Origin of the sequence: Arthrobacter sp. B1I2 (genome assembly GCF_030816485.1) — a bacterium.
Taxonomy (GTDB): Bacteria; Actinomycetota; Actinomycetes; order Actinomycetales; family Micrococcaceae; genus Arthrobacter.
The window spans coordinates 3,595,033-3,619,098 of the sequence record NZ_JAUSYC010000001.1 but is presented as its reverse complement, the minus strand read 5'-3'; the positions used below and the strand labels follow the sequence as shown (position 1 = coordinate 3,619,098).

The window sequence follows — 24,066 nt, the reverse complement described above, 5'->3', positions numbered from 1 at the left end:
GATGATTGCATTTACTGCGGCGGAAATCGCCGAAATCACCAGCGGGCGCCTGGACGCCGATCCCGGAATTACGCCCCTCTCGGTGGTGACGGATTCACGCGAAGCCACCCCCGGTTCGCTTTACGTCGCAAAGCCGGGCGAGCACGCCGACGGCCACGACTTCATTGACGCCGCCTTTGCCTCCGGGGCCGTCCTGGCACTCGTTGAGCGTCCGGTGACAGCCCCGGAAGGCTCCGCCTACCCGTCGATCGTGGTTCCGGACGCCGTCCTGGCAATGGGCGCCCTTGCCGCCGAGGCCGTCCGCCGGATCCGCGCGGTCCGTGCAGAAGCGGGCGACCACCTGACGGTCGTTGGCATCACCGGGTCAGCCGGCAAGACCACCACCAAGGACCTGCTCGCGGGCATCCTGTCCACCCAAGGCAACACCGTCGCGCCCCAGGGTTCCTACAACGGCGAGGTGGGTGTTCCGCTGACCGTCTTCGGTGCAGGCGCCGACACCCGCTACCTAATCATTGAGATGGGGGCAACGGGCATTGGCCACATCCGCTACCTGGCGGAGATGGTCAAGCCGGACATCGGGGTGGTCCTGGCCGTGGGAACCGCCCATGCCGGCGAGTTCGGGGGCGTGGAGAACATTGCAGTGGCCAAGGGCGAGATGGTCGAAGGCCTTTCCGCTGCCGGTACCGCCGTCATCAATCTCGACGACGAACGCGTCGCCGCCATGCGCAGCCGTACCACGGCAAAGGTCCTGGGCTTTTCCGCAGATGCACGCCAGGACGCCCGGGTGCAGGCACTCAACGTTGACACCAATGCCGGGGGCAGCCCCGAATTCGACCTCCAGCTGCCCGACGGCGATGCCCCCCGGCATGTAAGCAGCCGGCTCATTGGAGCCCACCACGTGGGAAACCTCCTGGCGGCCGCGGCAGCCGCATGGGCTGCGGGCGTGCCGGGGGAGCACATTGCGGCTTCGCTCAGCAGCCAGGCCGCTGCCAGCCGCTGGCGCATGGAACGCAGCGAGCGGCCGGACGGCGTCACCATCATCAACGATGCCTACAACGCCAACCCCGAGTCCATGCGGGCTGCCCTCCGCACGCTGGCGGACCTTGGCCGCGGCCGCCGCACGTGGGCGGTCCTCGGGGCCATGCTGGAACTGGGCGGGGACTCCATCCGGGAGCACACCGCCGTGGGCACCCAGGTGGTCCGCCTCAACATCTCCCGGCTGCTGGTGGTGGGCCGGGAAGCGCGCGCCCTGTACGTCTCCGCGGTGCAGGAAGGTTCCTGGGGGGACGAGTGCCTCTTTGCCGAGACCGTGGATGAGGCCTACGACATCCTGGACACCGAGCTCCAGCCGGGCGACCTGGTGCTGTTCAAGTCCTCCAACAGCGTGGGGCTTCGCCATTTGGGCGATCGGATAGCATTACCCCCAACCCCGACCCCTGCCGACGAAAGGAGCACTCTGCTGTGATTGCTCTGCTGATCGGCGCAGGCCTGGCCCTGCTGTGCGCCCTGGTGGGCACCCCGCTTTTCATCCGTCTCCTGGTTCACCGCGGCTACGGCCAGTTCATCCGTGACGACGGACCGACGTCGCACCACACTAAACGCGGAACGCCCACCATGGGCGGAACCGTCGTCGTGGCCGCCGTCCTGCTGAGCTACGGTCTCACGCACCTCATCATGCTGATGATGAACCCCGACTCTCCCGGGCCTTCCGCCTCAGCCCTCATCCTGCTGTTCCTCATGGTCGGCATGGGCCTGGTGGGCTTCCTGGACGACTTCATCAAAATCTCGCGGCAGCGGAGCCTGGGCCTCAATGCCAAAGCCAAGCTCATCCTCCAGGCAGCGGTCGGCATTATCTTCGCCGTCCTGGCCTTGAACTTCCCCAACAGTGCCGGGCTGACGCCCGCCTCAACGAAGATTTCCCTGGTCCGCGACCTGCCCTGGCTCGACCTCGCCTTCGGCGGCACGGTCCTCGGCGCGATCCTGTTCGTGATCTGGTCCAACCTGATCGTCACCGCCGCCACCAACGGTGTTAACCTCACCGACGGCCTGGACGGCCTCGCCGCGGGGGCAGCCATCATGGTGTTCGGCGCGTACACACTCATGGGCATCTGGCAGAGCAACCAGGCCTGCGGTTCCCCCCGGGAAACCGGCAGCGGCTGCTACTCGGTCCGGGATCCCCTGGACCTGGCGCTGCTCGCGGCGATCCTGAGTGCCGCGCTGGTGGGCTTCCTGTGGTGGAACACCTCGCCGGCCAAGATCTTCATGGGCGACACCGGTTCACTGGCCATTGGGGGTGCGGTGGCTGGTTTTGCCATCCTCTCCCGGACCGAGCTTTTGCTGGGCATCGTGGGCGGCCTCTTCGTGCTGATCACCCTGTCCGTCATCATCCAGGTGGGTTACTTTAAAGCCACCGGCGGAAAGCGCGTCTTCAAGATGGCGCCGCTGCAGCACCACTTCGAGCTGAAGGGGTGGGCCGAAGTGACCGTCGTCGTCCGGTTCTGGATCCTGGGCGGTCTCTTCGTCGCCGTGGGCCTTGGCATCTTCTACGCTGAATGGGTCGTACTGCTGTGACCGTTTCCCCCCGCCTGGCAAACCTCGTCTCCTGGGACTCCGACTGGGCCGGCCTGCGCGTGGTCGTGACCGGCATCGGAGTGTCCGGCTTCGCCGCGGCAGACACCCTGGTCGAACTCGGTGCCCGCGTGGTGGTGGTCGATGCTGCCACCAGTGACACCGCGCGGGCGCATGCCGACACCCTCAAGATCGTGGGCGCCGCCGACGTGCTCCTGGGACCGGACGCCGTCACGCACATCCCGCGCATCGACGGCGAGCTCCCGGAACTGATCGTGACCTCACCCGGATGGCGCCCGGACCAGGCCCTGCTCGCTGCAGCGGCCCGGGCACACCTTCCCGTCTGGGGCGACGTCGAACTTGCCTGGCGGGTACGAATCAGGGAAGGCCGGAAGACGGCCGACTGGCTTGCCATCACGGGCACCAACGGAAAAACCACCACGGTGGGGCTCACCGAATCGATGCTGCGTGCCGCCGGACTCAAGGCGGTCGCCGTCGGAAACGTAGGCACCCCCATCCTGGACGCCCTTCGCGACCCGGTGGAGTACGACGTCTTCGCCGTCGAGCTCTCCAGCTTCCAGCTGCACTGGGCGGAGTCCGTCTCGCCTGTGGCCAGCGTCTGCCTCAATGTGGCCGAGGACCACGTCGACTGGCACGGTTCCTACGACTCCTATCTGGCGGACAAAGCCAAGGTTTACGAGCGAACCCAGAAGGCCTGCATCTATAACGCGGAGCAGGTGGAAACCGAGCGGATGGTGGAAAACGCCGATGTAGTGGAGGGCTGCCGCGCCGTCGGCTTCACCACCGTCACACCCGCGGTCAGCATGCTCGGAGTGGTGGAAGGGCTGCTGGTGGACCGGGCGTTCATTGAGGAACGCCGGAACAGCGCCGCGGAACTGGCCTCGATGGCAGATCTTGGCCCGCTTGCTCCGCGCCACATGGTGGCCAACGCCCTCGCCGCCGCCGGCCTGGTGCGCGCCTACGGAGTGGAGGCCAAGGCTGTCCGCCAAGGCATCCTGGATTACGTTCCAGGCGACCACCGCATCCAGCCTGTGGCCCGGCTGGACGGCGTCCTGTGGGTCAATGACTCCAAAGCTACCAACCCGCACGCCGCCTCCGCTTCCCTGTCGGCGTTCACGAACGTGGTCTGGATTGCCGGCGGCCTGTCAAAGGGCGTGAGCTACGAGGACCTGGTCAGGGAACACGCGGCGCGGCTCAAGGCCGTGGTACTGATCGGCACGGACACCTCCCCGCTCCGGGACGCCCTCCGGCGACACGCGCCCGATGTCCCGGTGATCGAGCCGGAGGCAGGTGACACTGAAGGAGTGCAGACTGCTTCGGCGCCCGGTGGCACGCCCGCCGGTTCCCCCGGCAACGGAGAACTGGTGATGTCCCGGGCCGTAGCGTCAGCAGCACAGCTTGCCGGACCCGGCGATACCGTGCTGATGGCGCCGGCAGCTGCTTCCATGGATCAGTTCTCTTCCTACGCTCACCGTGGTGGTACTTTCATCGACGCTGTCCGCGAGCTGGTGGAAGGGCAGGCCCAGACCGGCGAGGAGTAACAATGGTCAGCACGCCTACCCGGCCCCAGGGTGGCAAACCGCAGGGCAAGCCGCGCCCCGGCTCCACGGCCACCCGGCAGCCTGCTTCGGCGGGTGCGAAACTGCGGACCATCTATCACCGGTTCTGGTCCGCCCTGGAGGGCACGGGCACGTCCCGCAACGGCTCCACCTACTACCTCATCCTTGGCGCCACGCTGGCTTTGACGGCTATCGGAATCATGATGGTCCTCTCGGCCTCCAGCGTCGAATCGATCGCTGCCGGGAAGTCCCCTTACGGCGACGCCCTGAAGCAGGGCGTGTTCGCCGCGCTCGGCATCTTCACCATGTTCGTGCTCTCCCGCATCAACGTCGTGTGGCTGAAGCGCCTCGCATGGCCCGCTGTTGGGGTTGCCGTGGTGCTCCTGGTCCTGGTGCAGGTGGTGGGAGACGAGATCAACGGCAATCGGAACTGGATCGACCTGGGCGGAATCACCTTCCAGCCTTCCGAGGCGGCCAAGCTGGCGCTTGCCCTGTGGCTGGCCACGGTGCTGGCCAGGAAAGGCAGGCTGCTCAGCCGGTGGCAGCACGTGCTGGTCCCGGCCGTGCCCATGGCGGCCATCATCATCGTGCTGATCCTCGTGGGCAACGACCTCGGCACCGCCATGATCATCATGATGATCATGGCCGCGGCCCTGTTCTTCGCCGGCGTGCCGCTCTACCTCTTCGGCATCGCAGGCATCCTCGCCGCTGCCGGCACCGCTGTCATGGCCGTCACCAGTTCCAACCGCATGTGCCGGATCACCTCCTGGTGGACAGGGCAGTCCTGCGCCGACGGCATCGATGCCAACTACCAGGCCACCAACGGCATGTACGGCCTTGCCTCCGGAGGCTGGCTTGGGGTGGGCCTGGGGCAGAGCCGGCAGAAGTACAGCTGGATCCCCGAAGCCCACAACGACTTCATCTTCGCCATCATTGGCGAGGAACTCGGCCTGGTGGGGACCGTCGTCGTCCTGGTCCTTTTCGCCATCCTTGGCGCTGCCATTTACCGCGTGGTGGTGGCACAGGAGGACATGTTCCACCGGGTCCTGGCCGGCACCATCATGGTCTGGCTGCTGGGCCAGGCGACCGTAAACATGTCCGTGGTCACCGGCCTGATGCCCGTCATCGGCGTGCCGCTGCCGTTCATTTCCTACGGCGGCTCCGCGCTGCTGATGTCACTGTGTGCCGTCGGGGTGGTCCTCTCGCTGGCCCGGGAACAGATGGCTCCGGCCATACGGCCCAAGCGGATGCTGAAGTTCAAGGCCCGGCCCGGGCGGGACAAGAAACAACCAAAGAATTCCAGAAAGCGTGCCTGAACCCGAGATGACTTCGACAAAACCTTCCATCGTCCTGGCCGGCGGCGGAACAGCAGGCCATATCAGCCCGTTGCTCGCCATCGCCGCCGCCCTCCGGAGCGAAGCCCCGGACGCCTCAATCCTGGCGGTCGGAACGCCCTCGGGCATGGAAACCCGGCTGGTTCCCGCAGCCGGCGTCGAGCTTGCCACGATCGACCGCGTGCCGCTTCCGCGCAGGCCGTCCGCAGACCTGCTCCGCCTGCCCGCCAGGCTGGCCGGCGCGGTCCGCCAGGCCGGCGCCATCCTCGACCAGGCGCAGGCCGATGTGCTGGTGGGCGTGGGCGGGTACGTCTGCACTCCCATGTACCTGGCGGCCCGGAAGCGCGGCACCCCCATAGTGATCCATGAGGCGAACGCCCGCCCGGGACTGGCCAACCGCGTAGGGGCCTTCCTCAAAGGCCGGGTTGCTGTGGCTTTCGAGGGCACCCCGCTGCGCGATGCCGTGCATGTGGGCATGCCCATGCGCAAGGAGATTTCCGGCCTGGACCGGAAGTCCGCGCGCACGGCCGCCCGGGAGGCACTTGGACTCGATCCCCACCAGCCAACCCTGATCGTCACCGGCGGTTCCTCCGGCGCGCAGAGCATCAACCGGACCATCGCCGGGGCTGTTGCCCAGCTTGCGGAAGCCGGCATCCAGACCCTCCACATCACCGGCCGCGGCAAGACCGTCCTGGACCAGGCCGGCCGGCCCCTCATTGCTGAGGGCTACCGGCAGGTGGAGTACATCGACGGCATGGAGCTTGCCTATGCTGCGGCGGACCTGATTCTGGCGCGGTCGGGGGCGGCCACGGTATGCGAGGTGGCCGCCGTCGGCGTCCCTGCGGTCCTGGTGCCCCTGCCTATCGGAAACGGGGAACAGGCGCTGAACGCAGCCGGCCTGGTCGCCGCAGGCGGAGCACTGCTGGTGGCTGACCGCGATTTCACTGCGGAATGGGTTGCCCGCGAGCTGATTCCCCTGATCACCGACAAAGCCCGGCTTGCGGCCATGGAAGCCAAGTCCTACCGGCTCGGAATCCGAAACGCCGACCAGCGCATGGCTGGTCTTGTCCTGGAAGCGGTATCCGCATGAGCCCCCACAACATCCACCAGCTGGAATCCCTTGGCAAGGTGCACTTCATCGGCATCGGGGGAGTGGGCATGTCCGCCGTGGCCCGCATCATGGTGGCCCGGGGCGTCCCGGTCAGCGGCTCCGACGCCAAGGACCTCCCCGTCATGGCCGACCTTGCGGCGGCCGGTGCGCGCATCGCTGTCGGCTACTCGGCCGGCAACCTGGCGGACGCGCAGACCGTTGTTGCGGGCTCGGCGATCCGGGAGGACAACCCCGAACTGGCGGCGGCGCGGGAGGCAGGGCTGCCGGTGCTCCACCGGTCCCAGGCGCTGGCAGCCACCATGGGCGGTGACACGGTGGTGACGGTGGCCGGAACGCACGGCAAGTCCACCACGACCTCGATGGTCACGGTGCTGCTCCGTGAGGCGGGCCTGGATCCCTCGTTCGCCGTCGGGGCCAACATTCCCGCACTCGGCGTGAACGCCGCGAACGGGACATCCGGCATCTTCATTGCCGAGGCGGACGAATCCGACGGCTCCTTCCTGAACTACCGGCCCCGCATCGCCGTCGTCACCAACGTGGAGCCTGACCACCTTGACTACTATGGCACTGCCGAAGCCGTCTACGAGTCGTTCGACCGCTTCACCGCCCTGCTGCCCGCGGACGGACTCCTGGTGGCCTGCGCCGACGACGCCGGTGCGCTGGCCCTGGCGGAGCGGACCAGGGCGCGGGGAAACACGCGGGTGGTCCTCTACGGCACCGGCGAGGCGGCGGACATCAGGCTTGACGACGGCGGCCCGGGACAGGCTGCCATATCCACCGGCGGTGCACGGTACGGATTGTCCCTGCAGGTACCCGGACGGCACAACGCCCTGAACGCCGCAGCCGCCTTCGCGGTGGCCCTGGAGCTCGGCGTGGAAGCGGACGCGGCGGCCACCGGCCTGGCCCGCTTCGCCGGCGCATCCCGCCGCTTCGAACTCAAAGGCGAAGCGGGGGGAGTGCGGGTGTTCGACGACTACGCCCACCACCCCACGGAGGTCCGCGCGGCCCTCACCGCAGCCCGTTCAGTGGCAGGCGGCCACCGGGTCCATGTCCTGTTCCAGCCGCACCTGTTCTCCCGCACGCGCGAATTCGCGGCGGACTTCGCCGATGCCCTCAACCTGGCCGATACCGCCCTGGTCCTGGACATCTACCCCGCCAGGGAGGACCCCATTCCCGGCGTCACGAGCCAGCTGATCGCCGACCACCTCACAGGAGGCGGGCGGCTGGTCAGTGCCGCAGACGCCGTGGACACCCTGGCCGGAGTTGCTGCGGACGGGGACGTTGTCCTTACCGTGGGCGCCGGCGATGTCACAGCGTACGGCCCAAGGATCGTGGAGGCCCTGCGTGCCTAGCTCCCGCCGCCCCACCTACGCCCCGGCCGGCCGGAACAGGCGCCCTGACACCGGATCCGGAGGGGGCGCTGACAAGCGCGCCGAAAAGGGAACCCACTCCCCAGGAGCGCCGGGCACCGGCAGTAGTGACGTCATTACGGCATCGCGCAGCTTGCCGGACCAGGCCTCGCCGAAGCCGGCGAAGGAGGAGAAGCCCACCGGCGCGACGGTCCTTGCCTTCCCTGAGCCGAAAGGCCGGCGCCGCCGGAAGAAGGTCCTGCTCGTGGCGGGAACGGTGCTCGTGCTGGTGGCCGGGCTGCTGGCGGCCGCCGTCTACTCTCCTGTCCTTGCCCTGCAGACCATCTCGGTCACGGGCACGAAGCTCATTACGCCCGCCCAGGTGCAGGCCCAGCTGGAACCCCTGCGGGGCAAGCCGCTGCCCCAGATCAGCGACGACGAGGTACGGGGGCTCCTCGGCTCCCTGGTGCAGGTCAAATCCGTTTCCGTGGAGGCACGGCCGCCGTCCACCCTTGCCGTCGCCGTGCATGAGCGGGTGCCGGTGGCCCTGGTCAAGCAGGGGGAGCAGTACCAGCTGGTGGACGTCGACGGCGTGCAACTGGCAACCACCGATGATCCGGCCTCGGCGTCACTGCCGGTCATCGACGGCGGTGCCGGTGCGATCGGCCAGGACCTGTTCCGCGCCACCGCCGCGGTCCTGGGTGCCCTGCCGGCCGACGTGCTGGCGAAGCTGTCGAACGCATCCGCGCAGTCCGTGGATGCGGTGGAACTCAAGCTGGTGGACGGCCAGACGATCGTGTGGGGCAACGCCTCGGAGAAGGAGCTCAAGGCCAAGGTGCTGGCCGCACTCCTTAAGGTTCCGGCGGATCCCAAGAATCCGGTCAGGGTCTACGATGTCAGTGTGCCCCGGCACCCCGTGACGCGCTGAGCGCTTTCTTTTCCGGTATTAATCCGACACGCGGACCCGGTTATTGAATGTCGGAACCAGAGGAAATACCGTCACAGACAAGAGTTACTTGACATAACTATAACCTTCAACTCGAAGGTTAAGGTTTCAGGCTTCAAGCTCTCCATCAGTTTTCGCAATAAGACACGAACAAGGGACACGTAACGTGGCAGCTCCGCAGAATTACTTGGCCGTCATCAAAGTCGTCGGCATCGGCGGCGGTGGCGTGAACGCAGTCAACCGCATGATCGAGGTCGGCCTCAGGGGTGTCGAATTCATCGCCATCAACACCGACGCCCAGGCCCTGCTCATGAGCGACGCCGACGTGAAGCTCGACGTCGGACGCGAGCTGACCAGGGGCCTGGGCGCCGGCGCGAACCCCGAGGTGGGCAAGCAGGCTGCCGAGGACCACGCGGACGAAATCGAGGAAGTCCTGCGTGGCGCCGACATGGTCTTCGTCACCGCAGGCGAAGGCGGCGGCACCGGTACCGGCGGCGCGCCCGTCGTCGCCCGGATCGCCCGCTCGCTCGGTGCCCTGACCATCGGCGTGGTCACCCGCCCGTTCACCTTCGAGGGCCGCCGCCGTGCCGGATCCGCCGAGGCCGGCATCGACGCGCTGCGCGACGAAGTGGACACCCTCATTGTGATCCCCAACGACCGCTTGCTCTCCATCAGCGACCGCAACGTGTCTGTCCTCGACGCCTTCCGCTCCGCCGACCAGGTCCTGCTGTCCGGTGTCCAGGGCATCACCGACCTCATCACCACGCCGGGCCTGATCAACCTGGACTTCGCGGACGTCAAATCCGTCATGCAGGGTGCCGGCTCGGCCCTCATGGGCATCGGTTCCGCCCGGGGTGAAGACCGCGCCGTCAAGGCGGCCGAACTGGCCATCGCCTCGCCGCTGCTGGAAGCATCCATCGACGGCGCCCACGGCGTGCTGCTGTCCATCCAGGGCGGCTCGGACCTCGGCCTGTTCGAGATCAACGAAGCCGCGCGGCTGGTCCAGGAAGTGGCCCACCCCGAGGCGAATATCATCTTCGGTGCCGTCATCGACGACGCCCTGGGTGATGAAGCACGCGTAACGGTGATCGCCGCCGGATTTGACGACGTCAAGGCCACCTCGCCCTCCATGGACCAGTCCCAGCCGCAGACAGCCCCGCAGCGGCCCGCGGCCCCTGCCGCCGCACCCGCCTCGGCACACCCCCAGGGCGGAAACCACCAGGGCAACGGAAACCACCAGCAGAACGTCCAGCCGATCCACGCCGGCGTCGGCGCTGCGGGACTGAGCAACTGGGGGCAGCAGCGCCCCACGGCCGTCCCTGCCGACTCAGGCTTCGACGTCGACCTGCCCTCCGTCGTGGAGCCGGACCTGACCGGCAGCCACCCGGATGACCTGGATGTCCCCGACTTCCTGAAGTAGGCATCGGTTTGTTCCATTGGCGCGCCGACATCCTGCCCGGGGTGTCGGCCGCGTTCACCGATGCCCGTGCGGGAAACCTGGCCCTTCATGTGGGTGACGATCCCCTTGCGGTCCAGGAGCGCCGGGCACGCCTGGAGCAGTCCATCGGCGTCGGTCCGCAGTCATTGCGCTTCATGAACCAGGTCCACGGCACCACCGTGGCCATGATGGACGCTGGGTCGCCTGCCCCTGAGGCCGACGCCATGGTGTCCCGCGGGCTTCCCCTGGCCGTCATGGTTGCGGACTGCATTCCGGTGCTGCTCGCGGGGGAGTCCGGGACCGGGCCGGTGCTTGCCGCCGTGCATGCCGGCCGCCCCGGCGTCGCAAACGGTGTCCTTCCAGCGGCCGTGGACACTATGTTGTCCCTGGGCGCGTCCCGGATCCGGGCCTGGCTGGGGCCCTCGATCTGCGGGTCCTGCTACGAAGTCCCCGCGGCGCTGCGCGACGAGGTGGCCGCCGTGGTCCCGTCCGCCCGGAGCACAACGTCCTGGGGAACTCCCGCCCTGGACCTTCCCGCCGGGGCCCGGAGCCAGCTTGAGGCTGCGGGCGTTTCAGTGGAATACGCCGGTGCCTGCACCCTGGAAACGGAAACGCTTTATTCGTACCGCCGGGACCGGAACACCGGCCGGTTCGCCGGATTGGTCTGGATCCATGATTGAGTGCCATGACTGAGCGGGCAGGCACCGGGCCGGGCCAGCGGGATGATCCCCGCAGCGCCGAACTTGCCGCGCGGCTTGCCGCGGTGCGGAAACGGATCGCAGCGGCGGCAGGGGAGGCCGGCCGCGGCGGTCGGCTGCCGGTCCTGATCGTGGTCACCAAGTTCCACCCCGCCGAGGACATCCGGCGCCTGGCCGCCCTTGGAATTACGGACGTGGGCGAGAACCGGGACCAGGAGGCCGCCGCGAAGGCCCTCGAGCTCGCGGACCTTGCCCTGACCTGGCATTTCGTTGGCCAGCTGCAGACCAAGAAGGCCAAGTCTGTGGCGCGCTACGCCTCCGCGGTCCATTCAGTAGACCGGCCCCAGCTCGTGGATGCCCTGGCCAAGGCGGTGCGCCATGAGATGGACGGCAGCGGGCGGGCGCCGCTGGACTGCTTCATCCAGGTCAGCCTTGAGGAGGGCAACCATAACGACGGCGGCACGCACCGCGGCGGGGCGGTCCCCGGCGATGTGCCCCTTCTGGCAGAGCGGATCGCCGGGTCGGAGGGCCTGAACCTGGCCGGCGTGATGGCGGTTGCACCGCTGGGCGCCCCACCGGAACCGGCGTTCGAAAAACTTGCAGGGATTTCCGCCCGGCTTGTCGCGGCCCACCCTGCCGCCACCGCCATCTCCGCGGGAATGAGCCAGGACCTCGAGGCCGCGATCAAGTTCGGAGCGACACACCTGCGAATCGGTTCCGATGTACTCGGTTCCCGTCCCGCGGTGGGGTAGCGTCGGACCTGTTGGAAGTGATGGGCGGGGGACTCCAGTGCTGTCAAATCATTGGGCGGCCCGCTTACGGGACACGATTAGGAGTCGACCATGGCCGGCGCTCTGCGCAAGACAATGATCTATCTTGGGCTCGCCGACGGCGATGAGCATTACGAGTCCGAGCAACAGACCACACGTAAGGATGAGGACGAACCGATGGAAGTTGACCGCGAGGAACGCCGCGCTCCGGCGCCGGTGCGCGAAGTCAGCCGCGAGGCGTCCTACGCCCCTGAAGAGGAATACCGCGCCCCTGTGACCCCCATTAAGCGTGCGGCTTCGAGCCGCGAAGAGAACACCGGTCTCCGCCAGATCACTACCATCCACCCGCGCTCCTACAACGATGCCAAGCTCATCGGTGAGAGCTTCCGGGACGGTATTCCGGTGATCATGAACGTTACGGACATGGGCGAGGCTGATGCCAAACGCCTGGTCGACTTCTCGGCCGGCCTGGTCTTTGGCCTTCGGGGGAGCATCGAGCGGGTGACCAATAAGGTGTTCCTGCTCTCACCGTCCTACGTCGAAGTGATTGGTGACGACAAGAAGGCCAGCGAAACCACGGCCAGTTTTTTCAACCAAAGCTGAGCACCAAGGCTGCATCCGGATGCCAGGCAGGGACACCTGTCTGGCATCTGTGCTGAAATAGACAAGACAACGGCAGTACGACAGTGGCCTCCGTAATGGATGTGCCCACGAATATGGAGATATGGAATAGTCATGGGAATTGTTTTCGGACTTCTCTATCTCGCGCTGCTGCTGTTCTTCGTCGCCCTCATCATCCGCCTGGTGTTCGACTGGGTGCAGATGTTTGCGAGGGAGTGGCGGCCCCGGGGCGCGGCCCTGGTGGTGGCGCACGCCGTGTACTCCATCACCGATCCGCCGCTCAATGGACTGCGGCGGATGATTCCGCCGCTCCGGCTCGGCGGCATCTCCCTGGACCTGGGCTTCCTGATCCTGTTCATCGGCGTCAGTATCGCCATGAACGTCACCAGGGGCCTTGCCTGATTTACCGACTAGACCCAGCAGTGCAGTCTGATCCCTCCCGGAACAGCTACTGTAAAGCGAAGAAACCTCCCGTTTGACACCGCAGTGTTGAATTAGAGGAAGCAGACCAAATTTAGGTACCGTAGTTTTGACGGCCGGAAGGCCTACTGACTAACCAGACCAGTGAGGTGACCAGATGGCTTTGACGCCAGAAGACGTTGTCAACAAGCGCTTTCAGCCCACCAAGTTCCGCGAGGGCTATGACCAGGACGAGGTTGACGACTTCCTGGACGAAATCGTCGTTGAACTCCGCCGCCTGAACCAGGAAAACGATGAGCTCCGCAAGAAGCTCGCCGAAGCAGGTTCCAGCGTTCCGGCAAGCTCCGCTGCCGCCCCCGTGGTGGAGAAGGTCCCCGCGCCGGTTAAGGCCGACAAGGACGAGGCCCGCGAGAAAGCTGAGGCCGAGGCGAAGGCTGCCGAAGCCAACAAGAAGAAGGACGTCCAGCCGGCTGCCCCGGCTGCCGCCGCACCGGCTGCGCCCGCAGCTGTCGCCACTCCTTCCGCCGAATCCGCTGCCGGCCTGCTGGCCATGGCGCAGCAGATGCACGACCGCCACGTCGCGGACGGCCAGGCCCAGAAGGACAAGATCATCGCCGAAGCGCAGATCGAAGCCAGCAGCCTCGTCAACGACGCCCAGGAGAAGTCCCGCAAGATCCTCGGCGCCCTGGAGCAGCAGCGCTCCGTCCTGGAACGCAAGGTGGAGCAGCTTCGCGGCTTCGAACGCGACTACCGTTCACGCCTGAAGGCCTACATCGAAGGCCAGCTCCGCGACCTGGATGCCCGCGGCTCCGTTGCGACGCCGGAAGTCAGCGAAGCCAACTAAGTCTGGCAGCACGTATTCTGAAAGCCGGTGGCTGAGGATTCCTCGGCCACCGGCTTTTGGCATTGAGACCCAGCTCCACGAATTGAAAGCACCATGACTGACGAACTTGCCGCCGACGCGGCACGCCCTGTCCCACCCTCACCGCGCCCCCGCCGGGCAGCGCTGCTGTCCCTGTTCGCCGGGTTCGCGGTTTTCGCCTATGTCCTGGACCAGCTGACGAAACTCTGGGTCACGGCCACCATGGTGGAGGGGGAGCGGATCCCCGTTCTGCCGCCGATCCTGCACTGGTACTTCATCCGGAACTCGGGTGCGGCGTTCTCGATTGGCGAGAACGTCACCTGGGTGTTCTCCATCATCATGGCCGCTGTCGCCGTCGCGATCCTTTTCCAGGTGCGCAGGCTGGGCTCGGCCTGGTGGTCCCTTGCCTTGGGCCTGCTGCTCGGCGGGGCCCTGGGAAACCTCACCGACCGGCTCTTCCGTGAGCCCTCCTTCGGCATGGGGCATGTGGTGGATTTCATCCAGCTTCCCAACTTCGCGATCTTCAACATTGCAGACTCGGCCGTGGTGTCCGCCGTCGCCATTATCTGCATCCTGACCATCCGGGGGATCGCCCTGGACGGCACGCGGCTGGGCAACGGGCCCAAGGACAAGCCCGGCCATGACTGAGCGCATCGTCGTCGCCGAAGAGTACGGCGGGACGCGGGCCGACGCCGGCCTGGCCGGCATCCTGGGGGTGTCCCGCTCCATCGCCGCGTCCCTGCTCGCCGAGGGCCACGTCCTGAACCGGGGCAAAGCATTGGGCAAGTCGGCGAAACTCGCGGCCGGGGACGTCCTCGATGTCACCGTCCCGGAACGGCGGGACCCGCTGGAAGTCGTGGAGGAAGTTGTGGAAGGCCTGAATATCCTGCTCGACGATGACGATTTCGTCGTCGTCGACAAACCCGTTGGCGTTGCGGCCCACCCCTCGCCCGGCTGGGTGGGGCCCACCGTAGTGGGCGGCCTGGCCGCCGCCGGCTACCGCATCTCCACCTCGGGTGCGCCCGAGCGGGCGGGAATCGTCCACCGGCTCGACGTAGGCACCTCCGGCGTGATGGTAGTGGCGAAGTCCGAACGGGCTTACACGTCCCTCAAACGGGCCTTCAAGGAGCGCACGGTGGATAAGGTCTACCATGCGGTGGTGCAGGGCCTTCCCGATCCCCTGACGGGGACCATTGACGCTCCCATCGGGCGCCACCCGGGGCACGACTGGCGTTTTGCCGTCATCGAGGACGGCCGCCCCTCAGTGACCCATTATGAAGTCCTGGAGGCGTTCGGCAAGGCCAGCCTGGTGGAAGTGCACCTGGAAACCGGCCGTACGCACCAGATCCGGGTCCACTTCTCCGCCCTCCGCCACCCCTGCGCCGGCGACCTGACCTACGGCGCCGATCCGCGCCTTGCCGCCAATTTGGGACTCACCCGGCAGTGGCTGCACGCCCGCGAACTGGCCTTTGACCACCCTGTGACGGGCGAACGCGTCACGGTCACCAGCGACTACCCGCAGGACCTGGCGTACGCCCTGGAAGTGCTCGAATCGGGCCAGGCCTGACACGGACCTCCTGGCAGGGCAGCAGGGCGGCAACGCATAGAATGGTGCGGTGAGTTCCAGCAAAGATTCGTTTGTCCACCTGCACACCCACACCGAATATTCCATGCTGGATGGAGCTGCCCGGCTGGGGGAGCTGTTCGATGAAACCGAGCGCCTGGGCATGCCGGCCCTCGCCACGACCGACCACGGCTACCTGTTCGGTGCCTTTGATTTTTGGCGCAAGGCCACAGACAAGGGCATCAAGCCGATCATCGGCGTTGAAGCCTATGTGACTCCCGGCACCGCCCGGACGGACAAGGAACGCGTCCGGTGGGGCGATGAATCCCAGCGCAAGGACGACGTCTCCGGCGGTGGGTCCTACACCCACATGACGCTCCTGAGCTACAACAACGTGGGCATGCGGAACCTCTTCCGCGCCTCGTCCATCGCTTCCCTTGATTCCGTGTTCGGCAAATGGCCGCGGCTGGACCGCGAACTGCTCAACACCTACTCTGAAGGGCTCATTGCCACCACCGGCTGCCCCTCGGGCGAGGTCCAGACCCGGCTCCGGCTTGGCCAGTACCGCGAAGCCCTGGAAGCAGCGGCAGAGTTCCGGGACATCTTCGGCGCGGACAACTACTTCTGTGAACTGATGGACCATGGGCTGGACATTGAACGGCGGGTCACCGGTGACCTGCTGCGGCTTGCCAAGGACCTGAACCTGCCGCTGGTTGCCACCAACGACCTCCACTACACGCACGAGCATGACGCCAAGGCACACGAGGCCCTGCTGGCCATCCAGTCCGGCTCCACGCTGCTGGAACCCACCTATGACAACGGCGGCTCGCGGTTTGCGTTCTCCGGCAGCGGCTATTACCTCAAATCCCCGCAGGAGATGCGGGAGTTGTTCCGTGACCACCCGGAGGCCTGCGACAACACCCTGCTCATCGCCGAGCGCTGCGAGGTGTCCTTCAACACGGACGCCAACTTCATGCCACGGTTCCCCTGCCCGCCCGGCGAGGACGAAACTTCCTGGCTGGTCAAGGAAGTGGACAAGGGCCTGAAGTACCGGTACCCCGGCGGCATCCCGGACGAGGTCCGCAAGCAGGCCGACTACGAGCTTGGCGTCATCACCTCCATGGGCTTCCCGGGCTACTTCCTGGTGGTTGCCGACTTCATCAACTGGGCCAAGAACAACGGCATCCGCGTAGGCCCCGGCCGTGGCTCGGGTGCAGGCTCCATGGTGGCCTACGCCATGCGCATCACCGACCTCGACCCCCTGCGCCACGGGCTGATCTTCGAACGGTTCCTCAACCCGGACCGCGTCTCCATGCCCGACTTCGACGTCGACTTCGATGACCGGCGCCGCCTCCGAGGTCATCGATTATGTGACGCGGAAATACGGCGACGAGCGCGTTGCCATGATCGTCACCTACGGCACCATCAAGACCAAGCAGGCCCTCAAGGACTCCTCCCGCGTCCTCGGCTACCCCTTCAGCATGGGTGAGCAGCTGACAAAGGCCCTGCCGCCAGCGGTGATGGCCAAGGACATTCCGCTGGCAGACATCCAAAACCCGGAAGCCAAGCGCTACAGCGAGGCGGGTGACTTCCGGCAGCTGATCGCCACAGACCCGGAGGCCGCCAAGGTCTTCGAGACCGCGCTGGGCATCGAAGGCCTGAAGCGCCAGTGGGGCGTGCACGCCGCCGGCGTCATCATGTCCTCGGACCCGATCATCGACGTCATCCCGATCATGCGCCGCTTCCAGGACGGCCAGGTGATCACCCAGTTCGATTACCCCACGTCCGAGGGCCTTGGCCTGATCAAGATGGACTTCCTGGGCCTGCGGAACCTGACCATCATTTCCGATGCCCTTGAGAACATCAAGATGAACCGGGGCGTCGACCTGGACCTGGAAAACCTTGAGCTGGACGATGCAGCGTCCTACGAACTCCTGGCCCGCGGCGACACCCTGGGTGTCTTCCAGCTCGACGGCGGTCCCATGCGGTCGCTGCTCAAGCTCATGAAGCCTGACAACTTCGAAGACATCTCCGCCGTGCTGGCGCTTTACCGTCCGGGTCCCATGGGCGCCAACGCCCACACCGATTACGCGCTGCGCAAGAACGGGATCCAGGAAGTCATTCCGATCCACCCGGAGCTGGAAGAACCCCTCAAGGAGATCCTCGGCGGCACGTATGGCCTGATCGTGTACCAGGAGCAGGTCATGGCCGTGGCGCAGAAGCTGGCCGGCTACTCGCTGGGCCAGGCAGACATCCTGCGGCGCGCCATGGGCAAGAAGAAGAAGTCGGAGCTGGACAAACAGTTCGCCGGCTTCTCCCAGGGAATGCAGGACAACGGCTACTCCATGGAGGCCGTCAAAACGCTCTGGGACATCCTGCTGCCCTTCTCCGACTACGCCTTCAACAAAGCCCACTCGGCCGCCTATGGTGTCATCTCCTACTGGACTGCCTACCTCAAGGCGCACTACGCCCCCGAATACATGGCGGCGCTGCTGACCTCGGTGGGCGACGACAAGGACAAGTCCGCCATCTACCTCAACGAGTGCCGGCGCATGGGCATCACGGTGCTTCCGCCGGACGTCAATGAGTCCGCGCTGAACTTCACCCCTGTGGGGAACGACATCCGCTTTGGCATGGGTGCCATCCGCAACGTGGGTGCCAACGCGGTGGAGGCCATGGTGGCCGCCCGCGAAAGCGAGGGCGCGTTCACGTCCTTCAAGGACTATCTGATGAAGGTCCCTGCCGTGGTCTGCAACAAGCGGACCATCGAGTCCCTCATCAAGTCGGGCGCCTTCGACTCACTGGGCCACCACCGCCGGGCCCTGGCCATGATCCACGAAGAGGCCATCGACTCCGTCATCACGCTCAAGCGGAACGAGGCGATCGGCCAGTTCGACCTCTTCGCCGGTTTCGAGGAGGCCGAATCCGAGGCGTCCCTCAGCATCGAGATCCCCGACCTGCCTGAGTGGGAGAAGAAGGACAAGCTCTCCTTCGAACGGGACATGCTCGGCCTGTACGTCTCGGACCACCCGCTGCAGGGCCTTGAAGGCCTCCTGAGCCAGCACGCGGAAATGAGCATCACCTCCATCCTGGGCGAGGACGGCCCGCAGGACGGCGCCATCATCACCATCGCCGGCATGATCACCTCGCTGAGCCGCCGCATCGCCAAAGCCAGCGGCAATGCTTATGCCCGCGCCGAAGTGGAGGATTTGGGCGGTTCCATCGAAGTCATGTTCTTCGGCCAGGTCTACGGGCCCATCGCCTCCGTTCTTGCGGAGGACCTGATCGTGGTGGTCAAGGGCCGGCTGCAGAAGCGCGACGACGGCGCCATCACCCTGAACTGCATGGAGCTGTCCGTTCCGGACCTCAGCGAAGGGCTGCACGGACCCCTGGTGATCACCATGCCCACCCACAAGGCCACCGAGGCCGTGGTCACCGAGCTGGGCGATGTGCTGCGCACCCACCGGGGCAACTCGGAAGTCCGGCTGCACCTGCAGGGCGACACCCGCACGGAAATCATGGGCCTGCCGGTCCACCTCCGCGTGAACCCCAGCCCGTCGCTGTTTGGCGACCTGAAAGTCCTGCTGGGCCCGGCCTGCCTGGACGCCTAGCAATACCCGGGCGCCTGACACGGACTGGATGACTTAATAAGGAGCGGCCGACGGCGGGAAGCACCTCCCGCCGTTGGCCGCCGCTTTTGAGGCCACCGGCTTCGTGCCTGGCTAGATCTCGTAGTCCAGCGGCACGGGCTGCCCGTAGGCACCGCCATGGTAGAGCAGGGGTGCTCCGTCGCCGCCCACCTGGCCGTCCACCACCTGGACCACCACCACCGCGTTGTTCTCGAAAGACAGCCGCATCTGCACCTCGCCGACCAGCCACCCGGCAACATCTTTCAGGATGGGCACACCGTGCGGCCCGACCTCCCAGTGGTTGCCTTCGAAGCGGTTGCCCGGGCGGGCAAAACGGGCGGCCAGCTCCTGGTTCTCCAGGCCCAGCATGTGGACGCCCAGGTACTGCGTATTGGCCACAGCGGGCCAGGACCTGGAACTGCGCGCCATGTTGAACGTGAACCGGGGCGGCTTGGCGGACAGCGACGCCACCGAGGTGGCGGTGAAGCCGTAGGGCTCGTCCTGGTAGTTCACGGTGATGATGGCGACGCCGGCGGCGTGCCGGCGGAACATCTCCCTGAACGTCTGCTCGAACGGCTCGCTGTAGTCGGTCACCGGAACTCCTGCACTAAGTGGTCTAACTCTTTCCCCAAGCGTATTGGCCCGCGGTCGTGGCGGGAAAACAGGCAGCGGCGACACCAGGCCGGATGACCTCGCAGGAACCTTTGTTAAGGTGTGTTGCATGACAAACTCTGCCCGCCCCGCCAGGCGGCTGCTGCCCTGGTCCCTGGTGCTGGTCCCCGCGGCGGGAATTCCGGCAGGCATCCTGTGGTGGCTCCTGGCGCCGGGCGGGTTGAACCTGATCACGCGGGATCCCGCCCTGGCGTCGGGTACTGTCCCGCTGGTGTGGCTGCCGCGCGACCTCACCCTCGCGGGCATCCTGGTCCTGGCCGGCTGCCTGCTGGCCGTTTTCCTGGCCGACGGCAAACGTCCGGATCCGCAGGCGGCACTGCTGGCGGGGCTGGCCGGAGCGCTGGCGGGAAGCGTCGTGGCCTGGGGGACAGGGATCCTGGCGGCCCGGCTGTTCGGTCCTGCTGTGGATGCCTCGGCCAACGCCAGCATCGCATTTTCCCTTCGGGCGTGGCCGGTCCTGCTGCTCTGGCCCGCCGCCACGGCCGTGTCGGTCTTCGTGCTGGAGCTGGTGGGCATGACCGGCAGAAGGCCCGACGCCCGCGGCGCCGGAACGTCCGGCGGGTTCAGCGCCGTAAAATAGTCCGGTGACCACTTTCCCGGAGTTCCCCGCCCCTGCGACAGCCGCCGTCGATTTCCGCACCGTGGACCTTCGTGGCCGCAACCTGACGCTCGCGGCCCTGCGCGCCGCCGTTCCCCGCGCCCAAGGCCAGACCGTGGCCGACGCCGAGGAAAAGGTCCTGGAGATTATCTCCACTGTCCGGCAGCGCGGCTTTGCGGCGCTGGCGGAGCTGGCCGCAAAGTTCGATGGCGTAGCCCAGGACCACCCGCTGGTCCCCAGGGAAGCGATTGACGCAGCGCTGGACCAGCTGGACCCGGCGGTGCGGGCCGCGCTGGAGGAATCCATCAGCCGGGCCCGGAAATTCGCTGACGCCCAGCGCCCGCGCAACGTGGACGTTGAACTCGGCGACGGCGCTGTGGTCAGCCAGAACTGGGTACCTGTGGCGCGCGTGGGGCTGTACGTTCCCGGCGGCCTTGCCGTGTACCCGTCATCGGTGATCATGAACGTTGTGCCCGCACTCGCGGCCGGCGTGGAGTCCATTGCCTTGGCCTCACCGCCGCAGAAGGAGTTCGGCGGACTGCCGCACCCCACCATCCTCGCGGCAGCAGCCCTGCTGGGCATCACCGAGGTTTATGCCATTGGCGGGGCCCAGGCCATCGCCGCCTTCGCCTATGGCATCGAGGCCACCCCGGCCGGTCCCGCGCTGGAGCCCGTGGACGTGGTGACCGGGCCCGGGAACATTTTCGTTGCCACGGCCAAACGGCTGGTCAAGGGTGTTGTGGGCATTGACTCCGAGGCGGGAACCACGGAGATTGCCATCCTGGCCGACGACTCCGCCCAGCCGGCGCTGGTTGCCGCCGACCTGCTCAGCCAGGCCGAGCACGACCCCAAGGCGGCATCGGTGCTGATTACTGATTCCGAAGACCTGGCCACTGCCGTCCGGGCTGAACTGGAACTGCAGGCCGCGGCAACCAAGCACTCAACCAGGGTGCAGGAGGCGCTGTCGGGCCCGCAGTCCGGCGTCGTGCTGGTGGACGGCCTGGAGCAGGGGATTGCCGCCTGTGACGCCTACGCGGCCGAGCACCTGGAGATCATGACCCGGGACGCGGCAGCAGTGGCCGCACGGATCCGGAATGCGGGCGCGATTTTCGTTGGCGACTACAGCCCGGTGAGCCTTGGCGACTACTGCGCCGGCTCCAACCACGTGCTGCCCACCAGTGGCACGGCGGCTTTTTCGTCGGGCCTGAATGTCACTACCTTCCTGCGTGCCATCCAAGTGGTCAATTACAGCCGGGAAGCCCTGGCGGCGGTCAGCGGACACATCGTGAGCCTGTCCCGGGCCGAGGACCTTCCGGCCCACGGGGACGCCGTTACGGTCCGTTTCCCCGGCTGAGGGCGACACCACTACATGTAGTAATTACAGGATTGTTATTACCCCACATATGCCCGTAAACTGGGAGGCGCCACGGCATCGCCCCCCGGCGGTGCTGCTGGCTTCCAAGCCCGTGCACACCACAAGCGAAAAGGGGGAACGCCATGTACTGTCCGTTCTGCCGCAACCCCGATTCCCGTGTGGTGGACAGCAGGATGGCGGATGACGGTTCGGCCATCCGCCGGCGCCGGCAGTGCCCTGAATGCGGCCGCCGGTTCACTACGGTGGAAACCACCAGCCTCTCCGTGATCAAGCGTTCCGGCGTGGGCGAGCCCTTCAGCCGCAGCAAAGTCATCAACGGGGTGCGCAAGGCCTGCCAGGGCCGGCCGGTGAGCGAGGATGACCTCGCCCTGCTGGCCCAGGAAGTGGAAGAGCAGATCCGGTCGTCCGGTGCAGCCGAAATCGACGCCCACGAGGTGGGCCTGGTGATCCTCGGGCCGCTGCAGAAACTGGACAAGGTGGCGTACCTGCGCTTTGCCAGCGTCTACCAGGCGTTCGAGTCCCTCGAGGATTTTGAAACCGCTATTGCCCTGCTCCGCCACGAGGCCGAGGAAGACGCCAAGGGCGCGGCCGGCAGCGCCAAGAGCTCCGAGAAGAGCCCCCTCTAGACTCCGGTGGCGGCAGCGGAGGGGAAGCCGCGGCCGCCACCGGCACCAATGCCTACTTGGCCAGCTTGTGCTGCAGGGCGATTTCCAGCGCCGCGCCCACAATACCTGCCTCGTTGCGCAGGACAGCCGGCACAATCGGGGTGCGGAGCTTGAGGTTGGGAAGGTACTCGTCCGCGCGTTTCGAGATCCCGCCGCCCACGATGAACAACTCCGGCGAGAACAGGAACTCCACATGGGAGAAGTAGCGCTGCAGCAGCACGCTGTACTCGGCCCATGACAAACCGTCCCGCTCGCGGGCCACGGCGGATGCCTTCGATTCGGCGTCAAAGCCGTCAATTTCCAGGTGGCCCAGTTCCGCGTTGGGAACCAGCTTGCCGTCGAAGATGAAAGCGGAACCGATCCCGGTGCCCAGGGTGATGACCAGGACGGTGCCGGAGACGCCGGCGCCGGCACCGTAACGGGCTTCGGCCAGGCCGGCGGCGTCGGCGTCGTTGATGACCTCCACGGGACGGCCCAGCCGGGCGGTCAGGAGGGCGTCGATGTCGGTCTCCAGCCAGCTCTTGTCCACGTTCGCCGCGGAGTGGACCACACCGTGCTGGATGATCCCCGGGAAGGTCACACCCACGGGGGAGCCGGCTTCCGGGGCCTCGGGGCGAGCGGACAGTTCGGCCACCACCAGGGCCACGGCCTCGGCGACGGCCTCCGGGGTGGCAGGCTGCGGGGTGGGCACCCGGAAGCGATCACCGAGGAGCTTGCCCTTCTTCAGGTCGACGATGCCGCCCTTGATGCCCGTACCACCGATGTCGATGCCGATCAGCGGTGCGTTCTTGTGCGGTTTTTCGTCCTTCTTGGCCAATGGGATTCCGTTCTTGACAGGGGCGGGCAGGAAAAGGGGCAGCTTTCGGCGGCCTGTAACAGGTGTCCGGTCTGCACCGGCACATGCCCTGGGCGGGCATGTGGCAGGCTACGGCAGGGTGAGGATTTCGGCGCCGGTCTCGGTGACCAGCAGGGTGTGCTCGAACTGGGCGCTGCGTTTGTGGTCCCTGGTGACCACTGTCCAGTCGTCGCTCCACATGTCCCACTCCACGGTGCCCAGGGTGAGCATCGGCTCGATGGTGAACACCATCCCGGTCTCGATCACCGTGTTGTATGCCGGAGCGGCATCGTAGTGCGGAATGATGAGCCCGGTGTGGAATGCCTCGCCGACCCCGTGGCCCGTGAAGTCGCGGACCACTCCGTAGCCAAAACGCTTGGCATAGGACTGGATGGCCCGGCCAATGACGTTGATTTCGCGTCCCGGCGCCACCGCCTTGATGGCCCGGTTCAGCGACTCCCGGGTTCGCTCCACCAGCAGCCGGGAGTCCTCGTCCACGTCCCCCACCAGGAAGGTGTGGTTGGTGTCTCCATGGACTCCATTGATGTAGGCCGTGATGTCGATGTTCAGGATGTCGCCGTCCTGGACCACCGTGCTGTCCGGGATGCCGTGGCAGATGACCTCGTTCAACGAGGAGCACAGCGATTTGGGAAACCCGCGGTATCCGAGGGTGGACGGGTAGGCCTGGTGGTCCAGCAGGAATTCGTGGCCCACCTGGTCCAGTTCATCAGTGGTGACGCCCGGCCGGATGTGCCTGCCTACTTCCACGATGGCCTGGGCGGCGATCTTCCCGGCGATCCGGATCTTCTCGATGGTCTCCGCGGACTTGACCTCGGAGCCGGTGAATTTGGCCGGCGCAGGCTTGCCGACGTACTCCGGGCGGGGGATGGACGCCGGGACGGGACGCTGCGGACTCACGGTACCCGGGGTGAGGGTGCCAATGGGTGCAGTCGAGGCAAGGGAAGGCATAGATTGATCATATAAGGCCGCGCAGAACGCCCAACAACCGACAAGCGGCGGAGGACACGCGT

General features: G+C 66.5%; 21 protein-coding genes and 1 pseudogene. 19 read left to right on the top strand and 3 right to left on the bottom strand.

Annotated features, from left to right (window positions below):
- The first annotated feature begins 1 nt into the window (after position 1).
- The 16 genes and pseudogenes from QFZ57_RS16855 (at position 2) to dnaE (ending at position 18,872) form a co-directional block, all read left to right on the top strand.
- Complete coding sequence (locus QFZ57_RS16855) at positions 2–1,465, top strand: UDP-N-acetylmuramoyl-tripeptide--D-alanyl-D-alanine ligase (protein WP_306901019.1); 1,464 nt, start codon at positions 2–4, stop codon at positions 1,463–1,465.
- Entirely contained in the window at positions 1,462–2,571 is a 1,110-nt protein-coding gene (mraY, locus tag QFZ57_RS16850; RefSeq protein WP_306631657.1) for a phospho-N-acetylmuramoyl-pentapeptide-transferase, read from the top strand. Before QFZ57_RS16855 ends, mraY begins: the two co-directional genes overlap by 4 nt.
- Positions 2,553–4,130: a UDP-N-acetylmuramoyl-L-alanine--D-glutamate ligase gene (gene murD / locus QFZ57_RS16845; protein WP_306901018.1), complete on the top strand. Its 1,578-nt coding sequence runs from the start codon at positions 2,553–2,555 to the stop codon at positions 4,128–4,130. The genes mraY and murD overlap by 19 nt, the downstream gene beginning before the upstream one ends.
- 2 nt (positions 4,131–4,132) lie before the next feature.
- Positions 4,133–5,464 carry a putative lipid II flippase FtsW gene (gene ftsW, locus QFZ57_RS16840; RefSeq protein WP_306901017.1) on the top strand — a complete coding sequence of 444 codons (1,332 nt, stop codon included), beginning with the start codon at positions 4,133–4,135 and terminating at the stop codon, positions 5,462–5,464.
- Between the two features lie 7 nt (positions 5,465–5,471).
- Entirely contained in the window at positions 5,472–6,572 is a 1,101-nt protein-coding gene (gene murG, locus QFZ57_RS16835) for an undecaprenyldiphospho-muramoylpentapeptide beta-N-acetylglucosaminyltransferase (RefSeq protein ID WP_306631654.1), read from the top strand.
- On the top strand, positions 6,569–7,945 hold the full coding sequence (gene murC / locus QFZ57_RS16830; RefSeq protein ID WP_306901016.1) for a UDP-N-acetylmuramate--L-alanine ligase: 1,377 nt from the start codon (positions 6,569–6,571) through the stop codon (positions 7,943–7,945). The genes murG and murC overlap by 4 nt, the downstream gene beginning before the upstream one ends.
- Entirely contained in the window at positions 7,938–8,870 is a 933-nt protein-coding gene (locus tag QFZ57_RS16825; RefSeq protein WP_306901015.1) for a cell division protein FtsQ/DivIB, read from the top strand. Before murC ends, QFZ57_RS16825 begins: the two co-directional genes overlap by 8 nt.
- A gap of 184 nt (positions 8,871–9,054) precedes the next feature.
- A complete protein-coding gene (ftsZ, locus tag QFZ57_RS16820) occupies positions 9,055–10,308 on the top strand; it encodes a cell division protein FtsZ (protein WP_306631651.1) in 1,254 nt (417 codons plus the stop codon).
- A gap of 8 nt (positions 10,309–10,316) precedes the next feature.
- Complete coding sequence (gene pgeF / locus QFZ57_RS16815; protein ID WP_306901014.1) at positions 10,317–11,006, top strand: peptidoglycan editing factor PgeF; 690 nt, start codon at positions 10,317–10,319, stop codon at positions 11,004–11,006.
- 5 nt (positions 11,007–11,011) lie between these two features.
- Positions 11,012–11,776: a YggS family pyridoxal phosphate-dependent enzyme gene (locus QFZ57_RS16810; protein WP_306901013.1), complete on the top strand. Its 765-nt coding sequence runs from the start codon at positions 11,012–11,014 to the stop codon at positions 11,774–11,776.
- Positions 11,777–11,866: 90 nt separating this feature from the next.
- Positions 11,867–12,397, top strand: a complete 531-nt coding sequence (locus QFZ57_RS16805; RefSeq protein WP_306631648.1) for a cell division protein SepF — start codon at positions 11,867–11,869, stop codon at positions 12,395–12,397.
- A 132-nt stretch (positions 12,398–12,529) separates the two neighbouring features.
- Positions 12,530–12,817 (top strand): YggT family protein, encoded by a 288-nt coding sequence (locus QFZ57_RS16800; protein WP_142030936.1) that lies wholly within the window; start codon positions 12,530–12,532, stop codon positions 12,815–12,817.
- Positions 12,818–12,992: 175 nt separating this feature from the next.
- Entirely contained in the window at positions 12,993–13,679 is a 687-nt protein-coding gene (locus tag QFZ57_RS16795; RefSeq protein WP_056331667.1) for a DivIVA domain-containing protein, read from the top strand.
- 93 nt (positions 13,680–13,772) lie between these two features.
- Positions 13,773–14,345: a signal peptidase II gene (gene lspA / locus QFZ57_RS16790; RefSeq protein ID WP_306631647.1), complete on the top strand. Its 573-nt coding sequence runs from the start codon at positions 13,773–13,775 to the stop codon at positions 14,343–14,345.
- Positions 14,338–15,264, top strand: coding sequence for an RluA family pseudouridine synthase (locus QFZ57_RS16785; RefSeq protein WP_306631646.1), 927 nt, complete (start codon positions 14,338–14,340; stop codon positions 15,262–15,264). The genes lspA and QFZ57_RS16785 overlap by 8 nt, the downstream gene beginning before the upstream one ends.
- A 49-nt stretch (positions 15,265–15,313) precedes the next feature.
- Positions 15,314–18,872, top strand: a pseudogene (gene dnaE / locus QFZ57_RS16780) (DNA polymerase III subunit alpha).
- A gap of 111 nt (positions 18,873–18,983) precedes the next feature.
- On the opposite strand, the gene QFZ57_RS16775 reads toward dnaE, so the two are convergent.
- Positions 18,984–19,484 carry a flavin reductase family protein gene (locus QFZ57_RS16775; RefSeq protein WP_306901012.1) on the bottom strand — a complete coding sequence of 167 codons (501 nt, stop codon included), beginning with the start codon at positions 19,482–19,484 and terminating at the stop codon, positions 18,984–18,986.
- Positions 19,485–19,611: 127 nt separating this feature from the next.
- Here QFZ57_RS16775 and QFZ57_RS16770 point away from each other — a divergent pair, with 127 nt between their 5' ends.
- The 3 genes from QFZ57_RS16770 to nrdR all read left to right on the top strand — a co-directional run bounded on the left by QFZ57_RS16770 (position 19,612) and on the right by nrdR (position 22,161).
- A complete protein-coding gene (locus tag QFZ57_RS16770) occupies positions 19,612–20,142 on the top strand; it encodes a hypothetical protein (RefSeq protein WP_306901011.1) in 531 nt (176 codons plus the stop codon).
- Positions 20,143–20,146: 4 nt separating this feature from the next.
- The gene (gene hisD / locus QFZ57_RS16765) at positions 20,147–21,514 is read left to right on the top strand and encodes a histidinol dehydrogenase (protein WP_306901010.1); all 1,368 of its coding nucleotides are present in this window, start codon (positions 20,147–20,149) and stop codon (positions 21,512–21,514) included.
- 143 nt (positions 21,515–21,657) lie between these two features.
- A complete protein-coding gene (nrdR, locus tag QFZ57_RS16760) occupies positions 21,658–22,161 on the top strand; it encodes a transcriptional regulator NrdR (protein ID WP_306901009.1) in 504 nt (167 codons plus the stop codon).
- A gap of 52 nt (positions 22,162–22,213) precedes the next feature.
- Here the strand turns inward: nrdR and ppgK are convergent, their stop codons facing one another.
- Positions 22,214–23,017: a polyphosphate--glucose phosphotransferase gene (ppgK, locus tag QFZ57_RS16755; RefSeq protein ID WP_306631640.1), complete on the bottom strand. Its 804-nt coding sequence runs from the start codon at positions 23,015–23,017 to the stop codon at positions 22,214–22,216.
- Between the two features lie 108 nt (positions 23,018–23,125).
- On the bottom strand, positions 23,126–24,004 hold the full coding sequence (map, locus tag QFZ57_RS16750; RefSeq protein WP_306631639.1) for a type I methionyl aminopeptidase: 879 nt from the start codon (positions 24,002–24,004) through the stop codon (positions 23,126–23,128).
- Positions 24,005–24,066: the final 62 nt, after the last annotated feature.

Excerpts from the sequence above, each read along its gene's own strand:
- QFZ57_RS16795 (WP_056331667.1), top strand. The coding sequence starts at position 12,993 with ATGGCTTTGACGCCAGAAGACGTTGTCAACAAGCGCTTTCAGCCCACC.
- nrdR (WP_306901009.1), top strand. The coding sequence starts at position 21,658 with ATGTACTGTCCGTTCTGCCGCAACCCCGATTCCCGTGTGGTGGACAGC.
- QFZ57_RS16855 (WP_306901019.1), top strand. The coding sequence starts at position 2 with ATGATTGCATTTACTGCGGCGGAAATCGCCGAAATCACCAGCGGGCGC.
- murC (WP_306901016.1), top strand. The coding sequence starts at position 6,569 with ATGAGCCCCCACAACATCCACCAGCTGGAATCCCTTGGCAAGGTGCAC.
- map (WP_306631639.1), bottom strand. The coding sequence starts at position 24,004 with ATGCCTTCCCTTGCCTCGACTGCACCCATTGGCACCCTCACCCCGGGT.
- QFZ57_RS16770 (WP_306901011.1), top strand. The coding sequence starts at position 19,612 with ATGACAAACTCTGCCCGCCCCGCCAGGCGGCTGCTGCCCTGGTCCCTG.
- QFZ57_RS16810 (WP_306901013.1), top strand. The coding sequence starts at position 11,012 with ATGACTGAGCGGGCAGGCACCGGGCCGGGCCAGCGGGATGATCCCCGC.
- murG (WP_306631654.1), top strand. The coding sequence starts at position 5,472 with ATGACTTCGACAAAACCTTCCATCGTCCTGGCCGGCGGCGGAACAGCA.
- QFZ57_RS16805 (WP_306631648.1), top strand. The coding sequence starts at position 11,867 with ATGGCCGGCGCTCTGCGCAAGACAATGATCTATCTTGGGCTCGCCGAC.
- QFZ57_RS16800 (WP_142030936.1), top strand. The coding sequence starts at position 12,530 with ATGGGAATTGTTTTCGGACTTCTCTATCTCGCGCTGCTGCTGTTCTTC.
- murD (WP_306901018.1), top strand. The coding sequence starts at position 2,553 with ATGGGTCGTACTGCTGTGACCGTTTCCCCCCGCCTGGCAAACCTCGTC.
- QFZ57_RS16785 (WP_306631646.1), top strand. The coding sequence starts at position 14,338 with ATGACTGAGCGCATCGTCGTCGCCGAAGAGTACGGCGGGACGCGGGCC.
- ftsW (WP_306901017.1), top strand. The coding sequence starts at position 4,133 with ATGGTCAGCACGCCTACCCGGCCCCAGGGTGGCAAACCGCAGGGCAAG.
- lspA (WP_306631647.1), top strand. The coding sequence starts at position 13,773 with ATGACTGACGAACTTGCCGCCGACGCGGCACGCCCTGTCCCACCCTCA.